General features: G+C 67.8%; 15 protein-coding genes. 8 read left to right on the top strand and 7 right to left on the bottom strand.

Going from position 1 to position 14366, the window contains the following annotated elements:
- Positions 1-69 precede the first annotated feature (69 nt).
- Positions 70-603 carry a hypothetical protein gene (locus ACMZ91_RS04635; RefSeq protein ID WP_414577537.1) on the bottom strand — a complete coding sequence of 178 codons (534 nt, stop codon included), beginning with the start codon at positions 601-603 and terminating at the stop codon, positions 70-72.
- Between the two features lie 126 nt (positions 604-729).
- Here ACMZ91_RS04635 and ACMZ91_RS04640 point away from each other — a divergent pair, with 126 nt between their 5' ends.
- Positions 730-1326 (top strand): NAD(P)H-dependent oxidoreductase, encoded by a 597-nt coding sequence (locus tag ACMZ91_RS04640; protein WP_414577538.1) that lies wholly within the window; start codon positions 730-732, stop codon positions 1324-1326.
- A gap of 16 nt (positions 1327-1342) precedes the next feature.
- A complete protein-coding gene (locus ACMZ91_RS04645) occupies positions 1343-1936 on the top strand; it encodes a TetR/AcrR family transcriptional regulator (protein WP_032129566.1) in 594 nt (197 codons plus the stop codon).
- A 5-nt stretch (positions 1937-1941) separates the two neighbouring features.
- Here the strand turns inward: ACMZ91_RS04645 and ACMZ91_RS04650 are convergent, their stop codons facing one another.
- Positions 1942-2736: a D-alanyl-D-alanine carboxypeptidase family protein gene (locus ACMZ91_RS04650; protein WP_414577541.1), complete on the bottom strand. Its 795-nt coding sequence runs from the start codon at positions 2734-2736 to the stop codon at positions 1942-1944.
- Between the two features lie 118 nt (positions 2737-2854).
- On the opposite strand from ACMZ91_RS04650, the gene ACMZ91_RS04655 reads away from it, so the two are divergent.
- Complete coding sequence (locus ACMZ91_RS04655) at positions 2855-4402, top strand: alkaline phosphatase (RefSeq protein ID WP_414577543.1); 1548 nt, start codon at positions 2855-2857, stop codon at positions 4400-4402.
- Here the strand turns inward: ACMZ91_RS04655 and ACMZ91_RS04660 are convergent.
- Positions 4399-4584 (bottom strand): hypothetical protein, encoded by a 186-nt coding sequence (locus ACMZ91_RS04660; RefSeq protein WP_049463275.1) that lies wholly within the window; start codon positions 4582-4584, stop codon positions 4399-4401. The genes ACMZ91_RS04655 and ACMZ91_RS04660 overlap by 4 nt on opposite strands.
- Before the next feature lie 98 nt (positions 4585-4682).
- Between ACMZ91_RS04660 and ACMZ91_RS04665 the strand changes: the two genes are divergently transcribed.
- The gene (locus ACMZ91_RS04665) at positions 4683-5582 is read left to right on the top strand and encodes a LysR substrate-binding domain-containing protein (RefSeq protein WP_049463274.1); all 900 of its coding nucleotides are present in this window, start codon (positions 4683-4685) and stop codon (positions 5580-5582) included.
- Between the two features lie 72 nt (positions 5583-5654).
- Here ACMZ91_RS04665 and ACMZ91_RS04670 read toward each other — a convergent pair whose 3' ends face one another.
- The 3 genes from ACMZ91_RS04670 to ACMZ91_RS04680 form a co-directional block, all read right to left on the bottom strand.
- On the bottom strand, positions 5655-6371 hold the full coding sequence (locus ACMZ91_RS04670; protein WP_277778248.1) for an ABC transporter substrate-binding protein: 717 nt from the start codon (positions 6369-6371) through the stop codon (positions 5655-5657).
- Positions 6372-6433: 62 nt separating this feature from the next.
- The gene (locus ACMZ91_RS04675) at positions 6434-7957 is read right to left on the bottom strand and encodes a carotenoid oxygenase family protein (protein ID WP_414577545.1); all 1524 of its coding nucleotides are present in this window, start codon (positions 7955-7957) and stop codon (positions 6434-6436) included.
- 25 nt (positions 7958-7982) lie between these two features.
- On the bottom strand, positions 7983-8405 hold the full coding sequence (locus ACMZ91_RS04680) for a DUF2141 domain-containing protein (protein ID WP_049463271.1): 423 nt from the start codon (positions 8403-8405) through the stop codon (positions 7983-7985).
- Positions 8406-8561: 156 nt separating this feature from the next.
- On the opposite strand from ACMZ91_RS04680, the gene ACMZ91_RS04685 reads away from it, so the two are divergent.
- Genes ACMZ91_RS04685 through ACMZ91_RS04695 form a run of 3 tightly spaced genes read left to right on the top strand, consistent with a single transcriptional unit; the run spans position 8562 to position 10691 of the window.
- The gene (locus ACMZ91_RS04685) at positions 8562-9662 is read left to right on the top strand and encodes a sensor histidine kinase (protein WP_049463270.1); all 1101 of its coding nucleotides are present in this window, start codon (positions 8562-8564) and stop codon (positions 9660-9662) included.
- Positions 9659-10297, top strand: coding sequence for a response regulator transcription factor (locus tag ACMZ91_RS04690; protein WP_032129575.1), 639 nt, complete (start codon positions 9659-9661; stop codon positions 10295-10297). The genes ACMZ91_RS04685 and ACMZ91_RS04690 overlap by 4 nt, the downstream gene beginning before the upstream one ends.
- A 22-nt stretch (positions 10298-10319) precedes the next feature.
- The gene (locus ACMZ91_RS04695) at positions 10320-10691 is read left to right on the top strand and encodes a VOC family protein (protein ID WP_125895608.1); all 372 of its coding nucleotides are present in this window, start codon (positions 10320-10322) and stop codon (positions 10689-10691) included.
- A gap of 91 nt (positions 10692-10782) precedes the next feature.
- Here the strand turns inward: ACMZ91_RS04695 and ACMZ91_RS04700 are convergent, their stop codons facing one another.
- Positions 10783-11622: an arylamine N-acetyltransferase family protein gene (locus tag ACMZ91_RS04700; RefSeq protein WP_049463269.1), complete on the bottom strand. Its 840-nt coding sequence runs from the start codon at positions 11620-11622 to the stop codon at positions 10783-10785.
- A gap of 202 nt (positions 11623-11824) precedes the next feature.
- Between ACMZ91_RS04700 and ACMZ91_RS04705 the strand changes: the two genes are divergently transcribed.
- On the top strand, positions 11825-14362 hold the full coding sequence (locus ACMZ91_RS04705; protein ID WP_414577548.1) for a methyl-accepting chemotaxis protein: 2538 nt from the start codon (positions 11825-11827) through the stop codon (positions 14360-14362).
- Positions 14363-14366 lie beyond the last annotated feature (4 nt).

The following is a 14366-nucleotide window of genomic DNA, read 5'->3' on the forward strand; positions in this document are numbered from 1 at the left end:
AATCCCGGTGCAGTCCCAGACCAGCAGGGATAGTAGATCCACGCCATGCGTGGATGGATGCGCCTGCGATTACAGCGCTTCCATCCCACCCCTGGGCAGCGTCACCCCAGGCTCCAACGCTGGCAGCAGTTGCCGCAGCAGCGCGGGATTGTCCAGCAACGCAGCACCGTCAATGAAACTCCATTGGGCTGTGCCGACGCGGCGCACGGCGAGCATGAACGAGGTGCTGCGCATCGGCGCCTCGCGCACGCGCAGCAGTGACTGGCGCGGTACGAAGCAGACTTCCTCGTCACCGGCCGCATAGGTGCGGCCCGGCACGCCCGCTTCGTCGCTGATGATGGTGACCCCGGCCTTGCGCAGTTCCTTTACCGTGTCGCGGGTCATCCGTGCATAGGCCTCGTCGCCGCCGGCCAGCTGCTTCAGGCTGGGATGGGTGCGCGCGATGATCAGCTCGGTATCGCCACGGGCGAAGGCGTCCATCATCGCCTGTACCTCCTTGCGCAATGTGGCTGAGTCTTCCGGGCTGAGTTCACCGGCCAACGCTGGCGCAACGGCCATTGCCATCGGCAGGGCCAGCAGAAGGGCAAGCAGGTATCGGTGCATCGTCGGGTATCTCAGCGGAAACCGGCGCACTATACGGTGGATGCGGAAACAGCGTCCCACGCATGGCGCTGGTGTCCCGGGCGTCACTACTTACTATTGGTAGTTAGTGAATTCCGGACATCCCCCATGCACACCCTCATCGTTACCGCCCATCCTGAATCCGCCGCGTTGACCCATGCCATCGCCAGGCGCATCGGCGAAGCCATCACCGCAACGGATGCCGCCAACACCGTGACCCTCGCCGATCTGATGGCCGAAGGCTTCGATCCGCGCTTCAACTCGCACGACCAGGCGCTGTTCCGTGGCACCGGCGCACCTCCAGCCGACGTCGCCGCCGAGCAGGCGCGGCTGGATGCTGCCGACACGCTGGTACTGGTCTATCCGCTGTACTGGTGGTCGTTCCCCGCACTGCTGAAGGGCTGGATCGATCGCGTGTTCACCCAGGGCTGGGCCTACCAGGACGGTGCAGACGGCAAGGTGCAGAAGAAGCTGCAGCGGTTGCGCGTGCACCTGGTCGGCATCGGTGGAGCCGGCGCGGACATGGTCGAACGTCGTGGCTACGGCGCGGCGATGAAGACGCAGATCGACATGGGCATCTTCGACTACTGCGGCGCGCGCGTGCTGACGTCAGAACTGCTGCTGGATGCCGATACCGGTGCGGCCGAAACGCATCTGCAGACCGCGCTGGCGATCGGCCGTAAAATCGGAACTCCGATGCACTGATCGCCGTGTTCCGCCGATGCCTGCCAACGCCGCTCCCACGCGCCGCCGATTGACCCGCGAGCAACGCGCCCGCCAGTTGCTGGACGTGGCCTGGGCGCTGGTTGGCGAAGAAGGCACCGACGCGTTGACCCTGGGTCGGCTGGCCGAGGCAGCGGGCGTGACCAAGCCGGTGGCCTACGATCACTTCGTGACCCGCAACGGCCTGCTGGCCGCGCTCTACGATGACTACGACGGTCGCCAGACGGTGGTCTTCAACGAGCGCATCGGCCGCGCACGGGCGCAGTTGGCCGATCGTGCGGCGGCCATCGCCTCCGGCTACATCGACTGCATCCTCAGCCAGGGCAGTGAAGTGCAGGGCATCCTCGCCGCGCTGGTGGGCGCGCCGGAACTGCACGAGGTGCGGCGGCGCTACCAGCAGGATTTCATCGACAACTGCGACGCCTGGCTGGGCCCGTTTGCTGCCGACGGCACGGTGCCACTGGCCGGGCGCTGGGCGATTCTCGGTGCGGCCGAAGCCCTGTCCGAAGCCGTGGCAGCAGGCGCGCTGGACAAGGCCGCAGCCGAAGCCGAGCTGCAGCGGCTGATCGTGGCAACGGTCAAGCGGCGCTGAGCCGCTCAGGCGTCGGCGGTGCTGTCGGCCAGCGCCGCGAACCCGGCGGCCAGCCGCTCCCGCACAAGGGCATCGCGTGCGTCGCGGCTTTCAGAACCCAGCACCACGGTGATCAGGCGTACCGGCTGATCCCGCCCGGGCACTGCCCGGCAGGCGGTGGCGGCCAGGCAGAAGCCTGCGGCCTGGGTGTAGCCGGTCTTCAAGCCATCCACGCCGTCATCGCCAAGCAGGGCGTTCTGGTTGCTGCGGCTGAAGCTGCCGTGCGCGAACACGCGCTGCGCGGTGATCGCCAGGATCTGCGGATGATCGTTCAACAGGCAGGCGGCCAGCACCGCCATGTCGCGCGCGCTGGACGCATGGTGCGGGGTGGTGATGCCGGACACGCTGGCGAACCAGCTGCTGCGCAGGCCAAGCTGGCGCGCGTGCCGGTTCATGCGGTCCAGGAACGCAGGCTGTGATCCGTCCAGATGGCGCGCGATGGCCAGCGCCGCGTCATTGCCGGAGACGATCATCAGTCCTTCCAGCAGGCGCGCGAGGGTGACTGTTTCACCGGGCACCAGGCCCATGCGCGTTTCATCATCGGCCACCGCGTGCACATCCTCGGCGGCGATGGTGACCGCTTCGTCCCACGCGCCTCCGTTCTCTTCGACGCATTCGTACGCCGCATAGGCGGTCATCAGCTTGGTCAGCGAGGCCGGTTGCCGCGCGATGTCCGCGTTGTGCTGATGGACCACCGCGAAAGTTGCCGCATCGAGGGTGATCGAGGACAACGGCGCGCGCTCAGTAGCGGGAGACGGCATGGATGGGCCGATGGAGGAGGGCCTGCAGGATAGCCCGCGGCGGCTGCATGAAGCTGCAATATTGAAACGATATAACGTACCGCCATTGTGGGCCGCCGTTGGCCCGACGGGACATCCGATGACTGCACGCATGCCACGCCGTTGGCTCCATTCCTCGCTGCTGCTTGCGTTGGCTACGCTGGGTGGCTGCCAGCCCAACCTGCGCGCCGAGGCTGTTGCTTCCGCCCCAGCGCGCCCGCACAACGTGATCGTGATGATCAACGACGGTGCCGGTTGGGGCACCTGGGACGCCGCCGCCTACTGGCAATACGGCAGCCGCGAAGGGGCGCCGTATGCGGATTTTCCGCAGCGCCTGGCGGTAACCACCTTCCCGTTGAACGCCAGCAGCCAGCCGACCCGCGACAACGCGCAGACCCTGGGCTACGACGCGGGCAAGGCCTGGGATGACACACCGGTTCCTGCGCAGGACCTGCCGTTTGCGGGCTACCAGTACCTGGCTGCGGTGGCTACCGACAGTGCGGCGGCGGGCACCGCGTTGTCCTCGGGCATCAAGACCTACAACAACGCCATCAATTACAACAACGATGGCAATCCGGTCGAGTTCAACACGCTGCGCGCCAAGCGGCTGGGCATGGCGACCGGTGTGGTGACTTCGGTACCGTTCGCGCATGCCACGCCGGCCGCGTTCGCGGCGCAGAACGAATCGCGCAACAACTATCACGCCATCGCCCATCAGATGCTGGCACAGGGGCATATGGACCTGGTGATGGGCACCGGAGGCCCTGGCTACAGCGTTGATGGTCGCGCCTGTGACGAGAGTGCCGGCACGGCCAAGGCCGAGGGATGTGCGAACCCGTGGGAATGGGTGTCGCAGCAGGATTGGCAGCAGCTGGAAGCGGGCAGCACCATCGGCGGCAATCCGTCGGGGCCGTGGCGCCTGATCCGCAGCAAGGAAGCGTTCGCCGCGCTGGCGCAGGGACGGTTGCCGGCCGACCGGCCGCTGATCGGCGTGCCGCGCGTGGCCAACACGCTGCAGCAGGCGCGCCAGCTGCAGGTGCTGGGCAAGGATGCGGCCACGCCTTCCGGTGTGAGGAAGATCGACAGCGTGCCGGATCTTGCCACCATGACCCGTGGCGCGCTGCAATTCCTGCAGCAGCGTTCGTCCAACGGCCTGTTCCTGATGGTGGAAGGTGGCGCCACCGACTGGGCCGCCCATACCAGTGCCTGCGGCACTGAATGGCACTACGGCCAGTGCAGCGACCAGCCGCAGTACGGCCGGCTGATCGAGGAAACCGTGGAGTTCAACGACGCGGTGACAGCAGTGATCGAGTGGATCGAACGCAACGGTGGCTGGGAGCGCAACCTGCTGATCGTCACCACCGACCACGACAACAGCATGCCGATGGGCCCGGATGCACAGAACGTCGCCTTCGAGCCGGTGCGCAACAACGGCCGTGGGCGCATGCCCGGGATCAGCTTCCGTCCCACCGGCAACCATTCCAATGCGCTGGTGCCGTTGTGGGCCAAGGGCGCGGGCGCGGAGCTGCTGGGCCAGCGCGTGCGGGGCGTTGATGCCGGCTACCGTCAGCACGTGCGCTGGAACGACGGCAGTTACATCGACAACACCGACGTGGCTGCGGCGGTGCAGGAAGCGCTGCAGCGTTAGGGGTGTGCCGGCCGCTGGCTGGCAGCTGCAGGTTTCCCGGTCGGCGAGGTTGCCGGCCAGCGGCCGGCACTACCGGGGGCGGTGCTGGGCGGCGGCGTCGGCGACGGGCTGGCCAGCTGGCGTGCCAGCTCGACACTGGCCACGTGGCCGTGCAGGAACAACAAGCCGCTGAAGATGTTCATGAGCGTGCCTCCACTTGAGTGGATTGCACGATACGGGCAGCATGGACGGGCAAAAAGCGACATTTCCGCAAGCATGCCTTGAGAGGAATTCAAGCCTGATGTCCCGCCCTCCGCTCCATGCCCTGCAGGGCTTCGTGGCTGCTGCCCGGCTCGGCAACCTGTCGCGTGCCGCTGCGTCGATGAATGTGACCGTCAGTGCGCTCAGCCATCAGATGCGGCAGCTGGAAGAACGGCTCGGGCAGCCGCTGCTGATCCGCCAGCCGCGTGGTGTCACCCTCACCCTTGAGGGGCAGCGCCTGCTCGACCAGGTCGGACCGCATCTGGATGCGATCAACGAAGCCTTCCAGCCCTATGCCGCACGTGCCGAGCACGTGCTGACGATCAGCGCGGTGCCGTCGATGGCGTCGGCCTGGCTGGTGCCGCGCCTGGGTCACTTCGTGGCCGAGCATCCACAGATCGAGATCAACCTGCAGTCGAGTGAACGCCTGATTGATTTCGAGCGGCAGCGCCAGTTCGACGCCGCGCTGCGTCTGGGCAGCGGGCAATGGCCGGGCCTGGTGGTGGAACCGCTGTTCGACGAGTGGCTGGTGCCGATGGCGAGCCCGGCGCTGATCGAACGCATGGGCGGCATTGACCGTGTGCCGTTGACCCGGTGGCCGCTGCTCGGTGATCCGGATGGCGCGTGGGGCGCCTGGTTCGCGTTGAGCGGGCAGAGCCCACCGTCGCGTTTCGTGGCGGTGCTGGATGATTCGGAGGCGCACCATCGCGCCGCTCTGGATGGCGTGGGCGTAGCGCTCGGGCGGGTGACGCGGGCGCGGCTGCTGCTGGATTCGGGCCAGCTGGTTGCACTGTCCAGCCAGCGCCTGAAAACCGACTGGCCGCATTGGCTGGTGTACCCGCAGCGCTCGGCCAGCCATCGCGGTTTCCTTGCGTTCCGCGACTGGCTGCACGCGCAGGCCGCCGAGCACGTGCGGCACATGGCAGACGCACATCTATAGCGTCGAGCCATGCTCGACCATTGCATCTGGATCTGTAGCGTCGAGCCATGCTCGACTGCTGGTGCTCTACAGTCACCGAACCAGCGTGACCGCCTGCCCGGCACGCGCGAACGCTGCCTCAAGCAACGGGCCTGCCTTGATCGCCTCCACTTCCTCGAACAACGCCCGCAATGCATCGGCCGGGCGTGAGGCCGGCGCCGCCACTGCCTGCTGGATCGCGGTGAAACGGCCGGCCAGCACACGGTGGCCGGGATGCACCTGCGCCCATGCTTCCAGCGGCTGGCGTACACCGGCGGCGGCATCCAGGCGCTGCTGATCGAACAGGGTGATGGCCGCCGCCGAGGTCTCCGCCCGCTCGATCGTGGCGTGGCGCAGTTCGCGACTGAGGAACAGGTCATAGGCCGCGCCACGCCCCACCGCGATGCGCAGCCCCTCGCGATCCAGGTCGGCCACCTGCTGCGCAGGGCTGTCCTCGCGCACCAGATAGGTGCCTTCGATCTCCACATACGGAGCACTGAAGGCAATGCGGTCGGCGCGTGCCGGATCGATGGCCAGGAAGGCCAGATCCCAGCCGTCTTCGCCTGCTGCCTCGACCACCGAGGCTGCGGCATCGTGGCAGGTGAAGCGAGCCTGCACCCCCATCCGTTGCGCCAATGCGGTAGCCAGTTCCAGTGAGGGGCCGCGCGGTGAGCGCGCATCGCCCTGGGCCAGCACCGGGTTGCCCAGGTTGATCGCCACGCGCAGGAAACCGTGTGGTGCCAGCGTACTTCGGTGGTCGGCCAGGGACATGCGGGACTCCACGGGGCAGGGGAGACCCAGCATGCCAATAACGGTGTCCGCGTGGCGTGGAATCAGCCGCGCGCGGCGAAGGTGCCGTGGAAGCCCAGTGGTACCGCATAGGGCAGCCAGGCCTGTGCCAGCGGACCGTCGTCCAGGTGGCGGGCATCGAGCACCGCCAGGCCGCTGCGCTTGTTCACCGGGTCAAGCAGGGTGCCGATCAGCCAGCCATCATCGGCGTTGCGGCTGCCCGGGCGCGGTACGAACACATGCTCTTCGGCCATGATGTCCGGGCCATAGTTCCACAGCTGGCGGCGCCCGTGCTCGATGTCGAACGCGGCCACGGCGTTGAAGTACGGCGCATTGGCCGTGCCGTCGATGGTCGGCGCATACAGCCGTGCGCCACGTGTGTTCGCCGAGCGCGGGTCGAACAACGGGAACTCCACTGCGCTGATGCCCAGCGGCTGCCAGCGGGCCTGGCCACGACGCAGGTCCAGATGCAGCTCGACCAGGCTGGCGCCACTGTTGGCCGCGTGTGCGCCATCACCGGCCATCGCTTCCTTCATCGGCGAGCGCGCCTCATTGATGTCGTCGTGGCGCACTGCGCGCAGCACGATGCCGCCAGCGCGGGTGAACGCGTCGCCGAAGTGGTAGATCGCCGCGAACGGGGCCTCGAACCATTGCGCCTTGTCCGGCGCATCCTTGGCGACCACCGCGATCCGCACCGGACGCTGCGGTGCGAACTGCATGCGCTCGAAGAAGCTGCCACCTGCGCCGGTGAAATCGAACGGCATCATCACGAACACCAGGTGCTGGTCGGTCATCGCGAAGGCATGCAGGTAGCCATGCTCGGGTGTTTCGATCACATTGGCGCTGCGCAGCTGGCCGTCCGCACCGATGTGCCAGACCAGCAGGCCATGGCCCCCCATCAGGCTGATCGAGCCGAAGTTCCAGAGGCTGCCGTCGCGGTCGCGCAGCGGGTGCGCCGAGAACGGCAGTGCGGCGAGGTCCGGACGCCAGGTCACCGGACCCAGCGTCTGCAGGGAATCGGGGTCTACTTCGAATGCCGAGCCGGACTCGCACAGCGCGAACAGGCGGCCATTGATCATGGTTACCGAGGTATTGGCCACGTTGGCATCGTCGTTGTTTCGAACTGCCAGCGCACCGGGAACGCTGGTGCCGGCAGCCGGATACTGGAAGCGGCCGGCCTTCTGTTCACGAGTGAATTTCGGCGTGGCGACCATGCGCCCGTGATGGGTCAGGCTGCCATCACCATTGAAGCGCCAGCCATGCACCATGCCGTCGCCGTCGAACCAGTGGTCATAGCGGAAGCCATCGCGCTCGGTCCACGCCGGGCCGTTGCGGTACAGCGTACCGGCCAGGCCCGCTGGCAGTTTTCCCTGCAGTTGCACGGTGGCCGGGCCGAGGCTTTCGCTGCCGACGCTGCGCCAGCCAAGCAGCCACGGGTGTTCCTGCATGCCCTGCGCGAACCGCGCCGGGTCGCCGGCGAAGGCGGGAGCGCTGCGCAGCGCGGTGGCGCCCAGGGCCAGACAGGCACTGCTGCTGAGCAGGGTACGAAGGAAGCGGCGACGGTCCATGGTGGCCTCGGGTATGGATGCGGAATCAGCGCAGGGTGATGTCGATGGCGGTGCCGGCGGCCGGCACGTCGACGCGCGCCTCGTCGAAGGTCGGCTTGCGCATCACCTGCGGGTTGTTGCTGAAGCCGTAGCCTTCCACCGGCATCCCGACCAGGTTGGTGTCGAGCTTGCCGTTGTCGTTCTCGTCGTGGGTGAGCAGCACGGCATAGCTGCCGGCCGGCACGCCCTTGAACGTGAAGTGGGCGCTGTCGCCGCTGGGCGCCGCCTGCTGGGCCTGCACGGGCTTGGCCTTGCCGTCCCAGGCGGCGGCGTTGCCGACCAACGCAACGCGCAGGGTGCCGGTCTGCGCGCGGACGTCGTGCACGGTCACGGCCAGGTCGGCGGCGTGGGCACTGCCGGCCAGGGCCAGGGCAGTCAGTGCGGTGCTGAGCAGGGCGGTGCGGATCATGGCAGTGGCTCCGGAAGTGTGTGTGGCGGTGTGGAGCCAGTCTGCGTGGGGCGCTGCACCGGGTTCAGGGCCAGTGGTCATCGATTCGACGTGCCAGAAGTCACTTTCTGCGCCGGACCCATTGCCGCCGGCGTGCGCGGCCGTCAGCATCTGGCCATGCCCAGCCTGTTCCGCCATCTGTTGCGTCCGCTCAGCCTTGCCGGCCTGATCACCGTGCTGGTGGTCGGCCTGTCGTTCGCAGTGCAGCGCAGTGGCGCCGGGCTGAGCCTGCTGTTGCTTGCTGTGTTCCTGCTGCTGTTCGTGGTGCACGGCTGGGCGTCGATGCCATCCCGCGTGCGCGCCGCTGCTGCGGTGTTGCAGGCGCTGCTGGCGGTTGTGCTGGTTGCGCTGCAGCCGCGTACCGGTACCGCCCCGGTGCTGCTGGTGGTGCTGGTTGCACAGCTGGCCGAACACTGGCCGCCGCGCTTCGTGCTGGGCGTTGCGCTGCTGGCCAACCTGGCGGTGTATGCCGTGCTCCGCCACAGCGGCTTCAGCCAGCCGCTGCTGGTGGTGTTGCTGTATGGCGGTTTCCAGGCCTTCGCCGCGCTGACCGCGCACTATGCCCGCAGCACGGCGCTGGCCCGCGACGACCTGGCCCGGGTCAACGCCGACCTGCTGGCCACCCGCGCGCTGCTGGCCGACAGCGCACGCGATGCCGAGCGCCTGCGCCTGGCGCGCGAGCTGCACGATGTGGCCGGGCACAAGCTCACCGCGATGCGGCTCAACCTGCGCGCCCTGGCCGCAGACCCTGCGCTGGCCGGCCGCGAAGGGCTGGTGCTGGCCGAACAGTTGTCCGGCGAGTTGCTGGCCGACATCCGCCAGGTGGTGCAGTCGATGCGCGATGATCGCGGCCTCGATCTGGCCACCGCGCTGCATGCGCTGGCCGCACCCTTCCCACGACCGAAGCTGCAGCTGCAGATCGGCGACGGGGTGCGCGTGGCTGACCCGTTGATGGCCGAGACCGTGCTGCGGCTGGTACAGGAGGCCCTGACCAATGCCGCCCGGCACGGCAATGCAGACACCGTGTGGTTGACGATCAGTGAAGAGGAATCCCAGTTGCGTATCGATATCCGCGATGATGGCCAGCGCGCCGAACGCATCCGCGAGGGCAATGGCATCGCCGGCATGCGCGAGCGCCTGGCGGCCGTACAGGGGCGGCTGGAGTTGGCCCGAACCGCGCAGGGCGGCATGCATCTGACCGCGCGGTTGCCGGCATGAGCCCGGCCGCAATCCGCGTAGCGCTGGCCGACGACCAGGCATTGGTGCGTGCAGGCCTGCGTGCGCTGCTGCAGGGCCTGGGGGTGGACGTGGTGCTGGAGGCCGAGGATGGCCAGGCCCTGCTGGATGCGCTGGATACGCAGCGCGTGGACGTGGTGCTCAGTGACATCCGCATGCCAGGGCTGGATGGGATCGAGGCACTGCGCCAGCTGCGCGCGCGCGGCGATGCCACGCCGTGGCTGCTGCTGACCACCTTCGATGAAAGTGATCTGCTGCTGCGCGCCAGCGAGGCCGGCGCACAGGGCTTCCTGCTCAAGGATGCCGCGCCGGCCGACCTGCGCGAGGCCATCGAACGCGTTGCCGCTGGCGAGACCCTGCTGCTGCCGGTCAGTACCGATCCGGTGCGCGCGCGTTACCGCTTCCACGATGAAGCGCCGCCCACCGATACCTTCGGCGAACGTGAAGTGGCAATCCTGCGCCTGCTGGCCGGGGGCTACAGCAACAAGGAGATCGCGCGCAGCCTGTTCCTGGCCGAGGGCACGGTGAAGAACTACGTGTCCGCCATACTCGACAAGCTGGGCACCCGCGATCGCACCCGTGCAGTGCTGAAGGCGATTACCCTGCGCATCATCTGAGTGGACGTGGCAAGGAATGTCAGTGAACCCGATCCTGCATGTGGAAATCCCGGCCAGTGACCTGGACCGGGCCATCACGTTCTACCAGCGATGGCTGCAGGTTGCGGTGGACGAACCCATCGTGCTGCACGACTGCCGGATGGCCTATCTACCGTTTTCCGATGAGGCCGCCGGTGCCAGCATTGCGCTCGTGCACGGCGCGGACTATCTGCCTTCCGAGCAGGGCGCGCGCATCTACATCGGCGTCGATGACCTGGATGCCAGCCTCGACCGTGCGCTGCAGGCCGGAGCCGAGCTGCGCTTCGGCCCGGCCGATGCCGGCGATTGGCGCGTGGCCGAGATCCGCGACAGCGAAGGCAACCGTATCGCATTGCAGGCGCGCACAGCGCCATAACGTCAACGCTGCGGTGCGCGCATCTGTAGAGTCGAGCTTGCTCGACTGATTTTGACGTCGCCGTAGATGCATCAGTCGAGCAAGCTCGACTCTACAGCGTCGCGGCGCGTGAGCGCTGCAGCCAGTCATTGATGGCTGGGTCCAGCCGCGGGTCGTCCGGAAGCTGGATGCCGAAGCGCTGCTCCAGCACGTCGCGCACATCACCCACATCATGCAGCGGGCGCTTGTCCGGTGCCTGTCCGGGGCGGTACTCGGTGTAGTTGCCGCTGCCGATGGTGCGGCGCCAGTCCGGCCCGGTCAGCGACGCGCGCAACTGGCCGGGGAAACTGGAATCGGGATGGGTACATACGTACCAGTTGCCCACCACGTTGTCGATCGGCGCCGGCGCCTGCAGATCGAAGCGGTACATCACCCGCCAGCCGTCGCTGGATTCGGCCGACAGCATGAAATCACCGCCGTCTCCCAACCGCTGCAACAGATAGCGTTCGTGCGGGGTGGCCTGCGGCTGCGGGTCATGCAGGCGCAGCGGTACGGTCGGGGTCAGGCTGCCAAAACCGGCATCCACCAGCCAGTCATCGCCGTCCACCTGCACGCGCAGCAGCAGATGGGTACGCGCGGTCAGTTCGCCGTCCTGGGCGGCCAGCAGTACGCGCGCGCTCAATGGCTGGGCATCGAAGCCCAAGGCCTGCAGCAGCGCCAGCAACCCACCATTGAGCTCGAAGCAGTAGCCACCGCGGCACTCGTCAAGCAGCTTGCGCTGCACGCTGTCCAGGTCGATCGGCACCGCATCGCGCAGCAGGCAGCTGAGGGTTTCGAAGGGCAGCAGTGCGTTGTGGCGCTGCTGCAGCAGGGTCAGGCCGGCCAGGGTCCGTGGTGGCGGCGCATCCAGCTGCAGGCGCTGCAGGTAGCGGGGGACATCGAGCCTCGTCATGGGGGCACCGGGCGGGGAAGGGAGGTCCACTGTGCTCCCCCAACCGGGGTTGAGGTCAAGCACGGCGGCCGTGTCATGCCCCCGTCGCCTGCACCCGGTACAAAGACCGCGTCCGCCAGTGACGGGGGACGCAGACGAAAAAAGGCCTAAAGTTGACCTGAATCCGGCCGATACAGGTGCGTCCTTCCGCCTGGAGTCTGTCATGTCGGCCGTTGTCCCCCACCTCCGGTCCCTGCGCACGCGTCTTGCCACGTTGCGCTCGGCGTCCCCCGGCCTGCTGCTGTGGCTGCAACCACACCGGCTCAGCGTGGCCAACAAGCTCAAGGCGACCCTGTGGGTCTGTGGCCTGGGGCTGGTGGCGATCGCCGCTGTCTACGCCTGGACTGGCCATGCCAACGCCCTGGCCGCGCGCAGCCAGGCCAGCTACCAGCGCGGCAGCGATCTGGCTGCCAGCCTGTCCACGCGGGTGGCCGAAGCGCGCCGCCTGCAGACCCAGTATGCACGCAGTTTCGATGATGCTGACCGCAGCCAGTTGCTGGCAGCACAGAAGGCCCTGCAGGCTGACCTGCAGGCGCTTCGCGCGATGCCGATGGACGCCGGCCGACGCAAGGCGCTGCAGGTGCTGACCGAATCGGCCGACGCGTTCTCGCAGGGTGTCGCCGCCCTGTTTGAACGGGTCGACGAGATGGGCCGCGGTGAGGCCGGCCTCGCTGCACAGCTGCAGCAGGCCGCCGAAACCCTGCAGGCACAGGTGGATGCGCTGCAGCGGCCGTCGCTGGCGCTGTCCCTGCAGAAGATGCGAAGGCAGGAGGCCCTGCTGCTGCTCGACGGTGATTCCACCCACGCCGACCGCGCCAGCGAGGAAAAGCTGCCGTTCGACCTCGCGCTGGCGGGCCTGCCCGCGGATGCGCAGGACGCCCTGCGCAGCGGGATGGAGGGCTATCAAGGCGCCCTGCTGGGGTATACCGCTGCCCGCGTCGGCCTGGATGTGGAAGCGCAGTCGCTGCTGGATACCGCCGCGGGCGTAGCGCCGGCGCTTGCCGCTTTCCAGCAGGCGCAGGTGGCAGCGCTGGCCAAGGCGCAGGCGCGCCAGCAGGTCGGCGCGCGCACGATGAGCGTGCTGTTCGCACTGACCCTGCTGCTGGTGGCCGGCGTGCTGATCACCAGCCTGGTGCTGGTGCTGCGTGCGGTGCGCCAGCCGATCCAGGACACCCTGCGTTTCGCCAGCGACATCGCCGACGACCGCCTCGACACCACTCTGCGCGTCTACAACGCCAACGATGAGATCGGCCAGCTGGCCCGACGCCTGGTCGACATGCAGCAGCGCCTGCGCGCGCGCATCGAGACCGAACGTGCTGTGGCGCGCGGCAACACCCGCGTGCGCCAGGCGCTGGACAGTGCGCAGACCGGGCTGATGGTGGTCGATGCCGAAGGCCTGGTGGCGTACGCCAATCCGGCGCTGCTGGAGCAGCTTGAACTCCAGGTTGAAGATCTGGTGGGGAGCGATGCGGTGCGCCTGCATCCGGCACTGGTAAGCCTGGCCGGCGTGCGACAACGCGAAGAACGCGAGATCGGCCATTGCGGTGTGCGCTATCAGCTGATCGCCAATCCCATTGTCGACGAGGGGCATTTCCTCGGCGTGGCGGTGGAATGGCGCAGTCGCGCGCTGGAAACCCTGCTGGAAACCGAAGTGGCAGCCCTGGTCGACGCGGCCGCGCACGGTGACCTGCACGGGCGCATCGCGCTGGAGGGGAAGCAGGGCTTTGTGCGTACGCTGTCGACCAGCATCAATCGCCTGTTGACCACCTTCGAGACCAACCTTGGCGATCTGCAGGCGCTTCTGGCCGCGCTGGCCCGCGGTGACCTCAGCGTGCGCATGGAAGGTGAACTGCAGGGCGTGTTCGCGCGCATGCGCGATGATGCCAACGCCACCGTCGCGCAACTGGGCCGCATCGTCACCCGCATCCAGCAGGCCACGTCCAGCCTCGATACCGGTGTCGGCGAGATCGTTGCCGGTCACCATGATCTGTCGCAGCGCACCGAGCAGCAGGCGGTCAATCTGGAAGAGACGGCAGCGTCGATGCACGAGCTGACCGACACTGTTGGCCGCAATGCCGATGCCGCGGGCCGTGCGGATGCGCTGGTCAAGGGCGCGGCGGCAGTGGCCCAGCGCGGCGGCGAGGCGGTCGGCCAGGTGGTGGCAACCATGCATGGCATCAGCGAAGCCTCACGGCGGATCGGTGACATCACCCAGCTGATTGATGGCATCGCCTTCCAGACCAACATCCTCGCGCTCAACGCAGCAGTGGAAGCGGCGCGCGCTGGAGAGCAGGGCCGCAGCTTCGCCGTCGTGGCTGCCGAAGTGCGCCTGCTGGCTCAGCGCAGCGCGGAGGCGGCCAAGCAGATCAAGGGATTGATCGAGGATTCGGTGGCGCGTGTGGGCCAGGGCAACCAGCAGGCCGAACAGGCCGGCACCACGATGGGCGAGATTGTCGGCAGCGTGCAGCAGCTGGCGGATCTGCTGGCCGGGATCCGCAGCGCGTCGCAGGACCAGCATGCCGGCATCGCCCAGGTGAACCAGACCATCGTGCAGATGGAGGCCAGTACACAGCGCAACGCCAGTCTGGTGGAAGAGGCGGGGGCCTCGACCGCGCAGATGCAGGCGCAGGTGCATGCCCTGGCAGAAGCCGTGGGCGCGTTCCGTCTGCAGTCGATGCCACAGGCGCGCGCTGCGGCCTGATCCC

It is taken from the genome of Stenotrophomonas sp. FR024, assembly GCF_047500745.2.
Lineage (GTDB): Bacteria > Pseudomonadota > Gammaproteobacteria > Xanthomonadales > Xanthomonadaceae > Stenotrophomonas > Stenotrophomonas maltophilia_A.

What these genes read in the sequence shown, in the direction of transcription:
- ACMZ91_RS04700 (WP_049463269.1), bottom strand. Translation starts at nt 11,622, where the DNA reads ATGACGAGGCTCGATGTCCCCCGCTACCTGCAGCGCCTGCAGCTGGAT.
- ACMZ91_RS04675 (WP_414577545.1), bottom strand. Translation starts at nt 7,957, where the DNA reads ATGGACCGTCGCCGCTTCCTTCGTACCCTGCTCAGCAGCAGTGCCTGT.
- ACMZ91_RS04705 (WP_414577548.1), top strand. Translation starts at nt 11,825, where the DNA reads ATGTCGGCCGTTGTCCCCCACCTCCGGTCCCTGCGCACGCGTCTTGCC.
- ACMZ91_RS04670 (WP_277778248.1), bottom strand. Translation starts at nt 6,371, where the DNA reads ATGTCCCTGGCCGACCACCGAAGTACGCTGGCACCACACGGTTTCCTG.
- ACMZ91_RS04650 (WP_414577541.1), bottom strand. Translation starts at nt 2,736, where the DNA reads ATGCCGTCTCCCGCTACTGAGCGCGCGCCGTTGTCCTCGATCACCCTC.
- ACMZ91_RS04660 (WP_049463275.1), bottom strand. Translation starts at nt 4,584, where the DNA reads ATGAACATCTTCAGCGGCTTGTTGTTCCTGCACGGCCACGTGGCCAGT.
- ACMZ91_RS04665 (WP_049463274.1), top strand. Translation starts at nt 4,683, where the DNA reads ATGTCCCGCCCTCCGCTCCATGCCCTGCAGGGCTTCGTGGCTGCTGCC.
- ACMZ91_RS04680 (WP_049463271.1), bottom strand. Translation starts at nt 8,405, where the DNA reads ATGATCCGCACCGCCCTGCTCAGCACCGCACTGACTGCCCTGGCCCTG.
- ACMZ91_RS04635 (WP_414577537.1), bottom strand. Translation starts at nt 603, where the DNA reads ATGCACCGATACCTGCTTGCCCTTCTGCTGGCCCTGCCGATGGCAATG.
- ACMZ91_RS04685 (WP_049463270.1), top strand. Translation starts at nt 8,562, where the DNA reads ATGCCCAGCCTGTTCCGCCATCTGTTGCGTCCGCTCAGCCTTGCCGGC.
- ACMZ91_RS04690 (WP_032129575.1), top strand. Translation starts at nt 9,659, where the DNA reads ATGAGCCCGGCCGCAATCCGCGTAGCGCTGGCCGACGACCAGGCATTG.
- ACMZ91_RS04645 (WP_032129566.1), top strand. Translation starts at nt 1,343, where the DNA reads ATGCCTGCCAACGCCGCTCCCACGCGCCGCCGATTGACCCGCGAGCAA.
- ACMZ91_RS04640 (WP_414577538.1), top strand. Translation starts at nt 730, where the DNA reads ATGCACACCCTCATCGTTACCGCCCATCCTGAATCCGCCGCGTTGACC.
- ACMZ91_RS04655 (WP_414577543.1), top strand. Translation starts at nt 2,855, where the DNA reads ATGACTGCACGCATGCCACGCCGTTGGCTCCATTCCTCGCTGCTGCTT.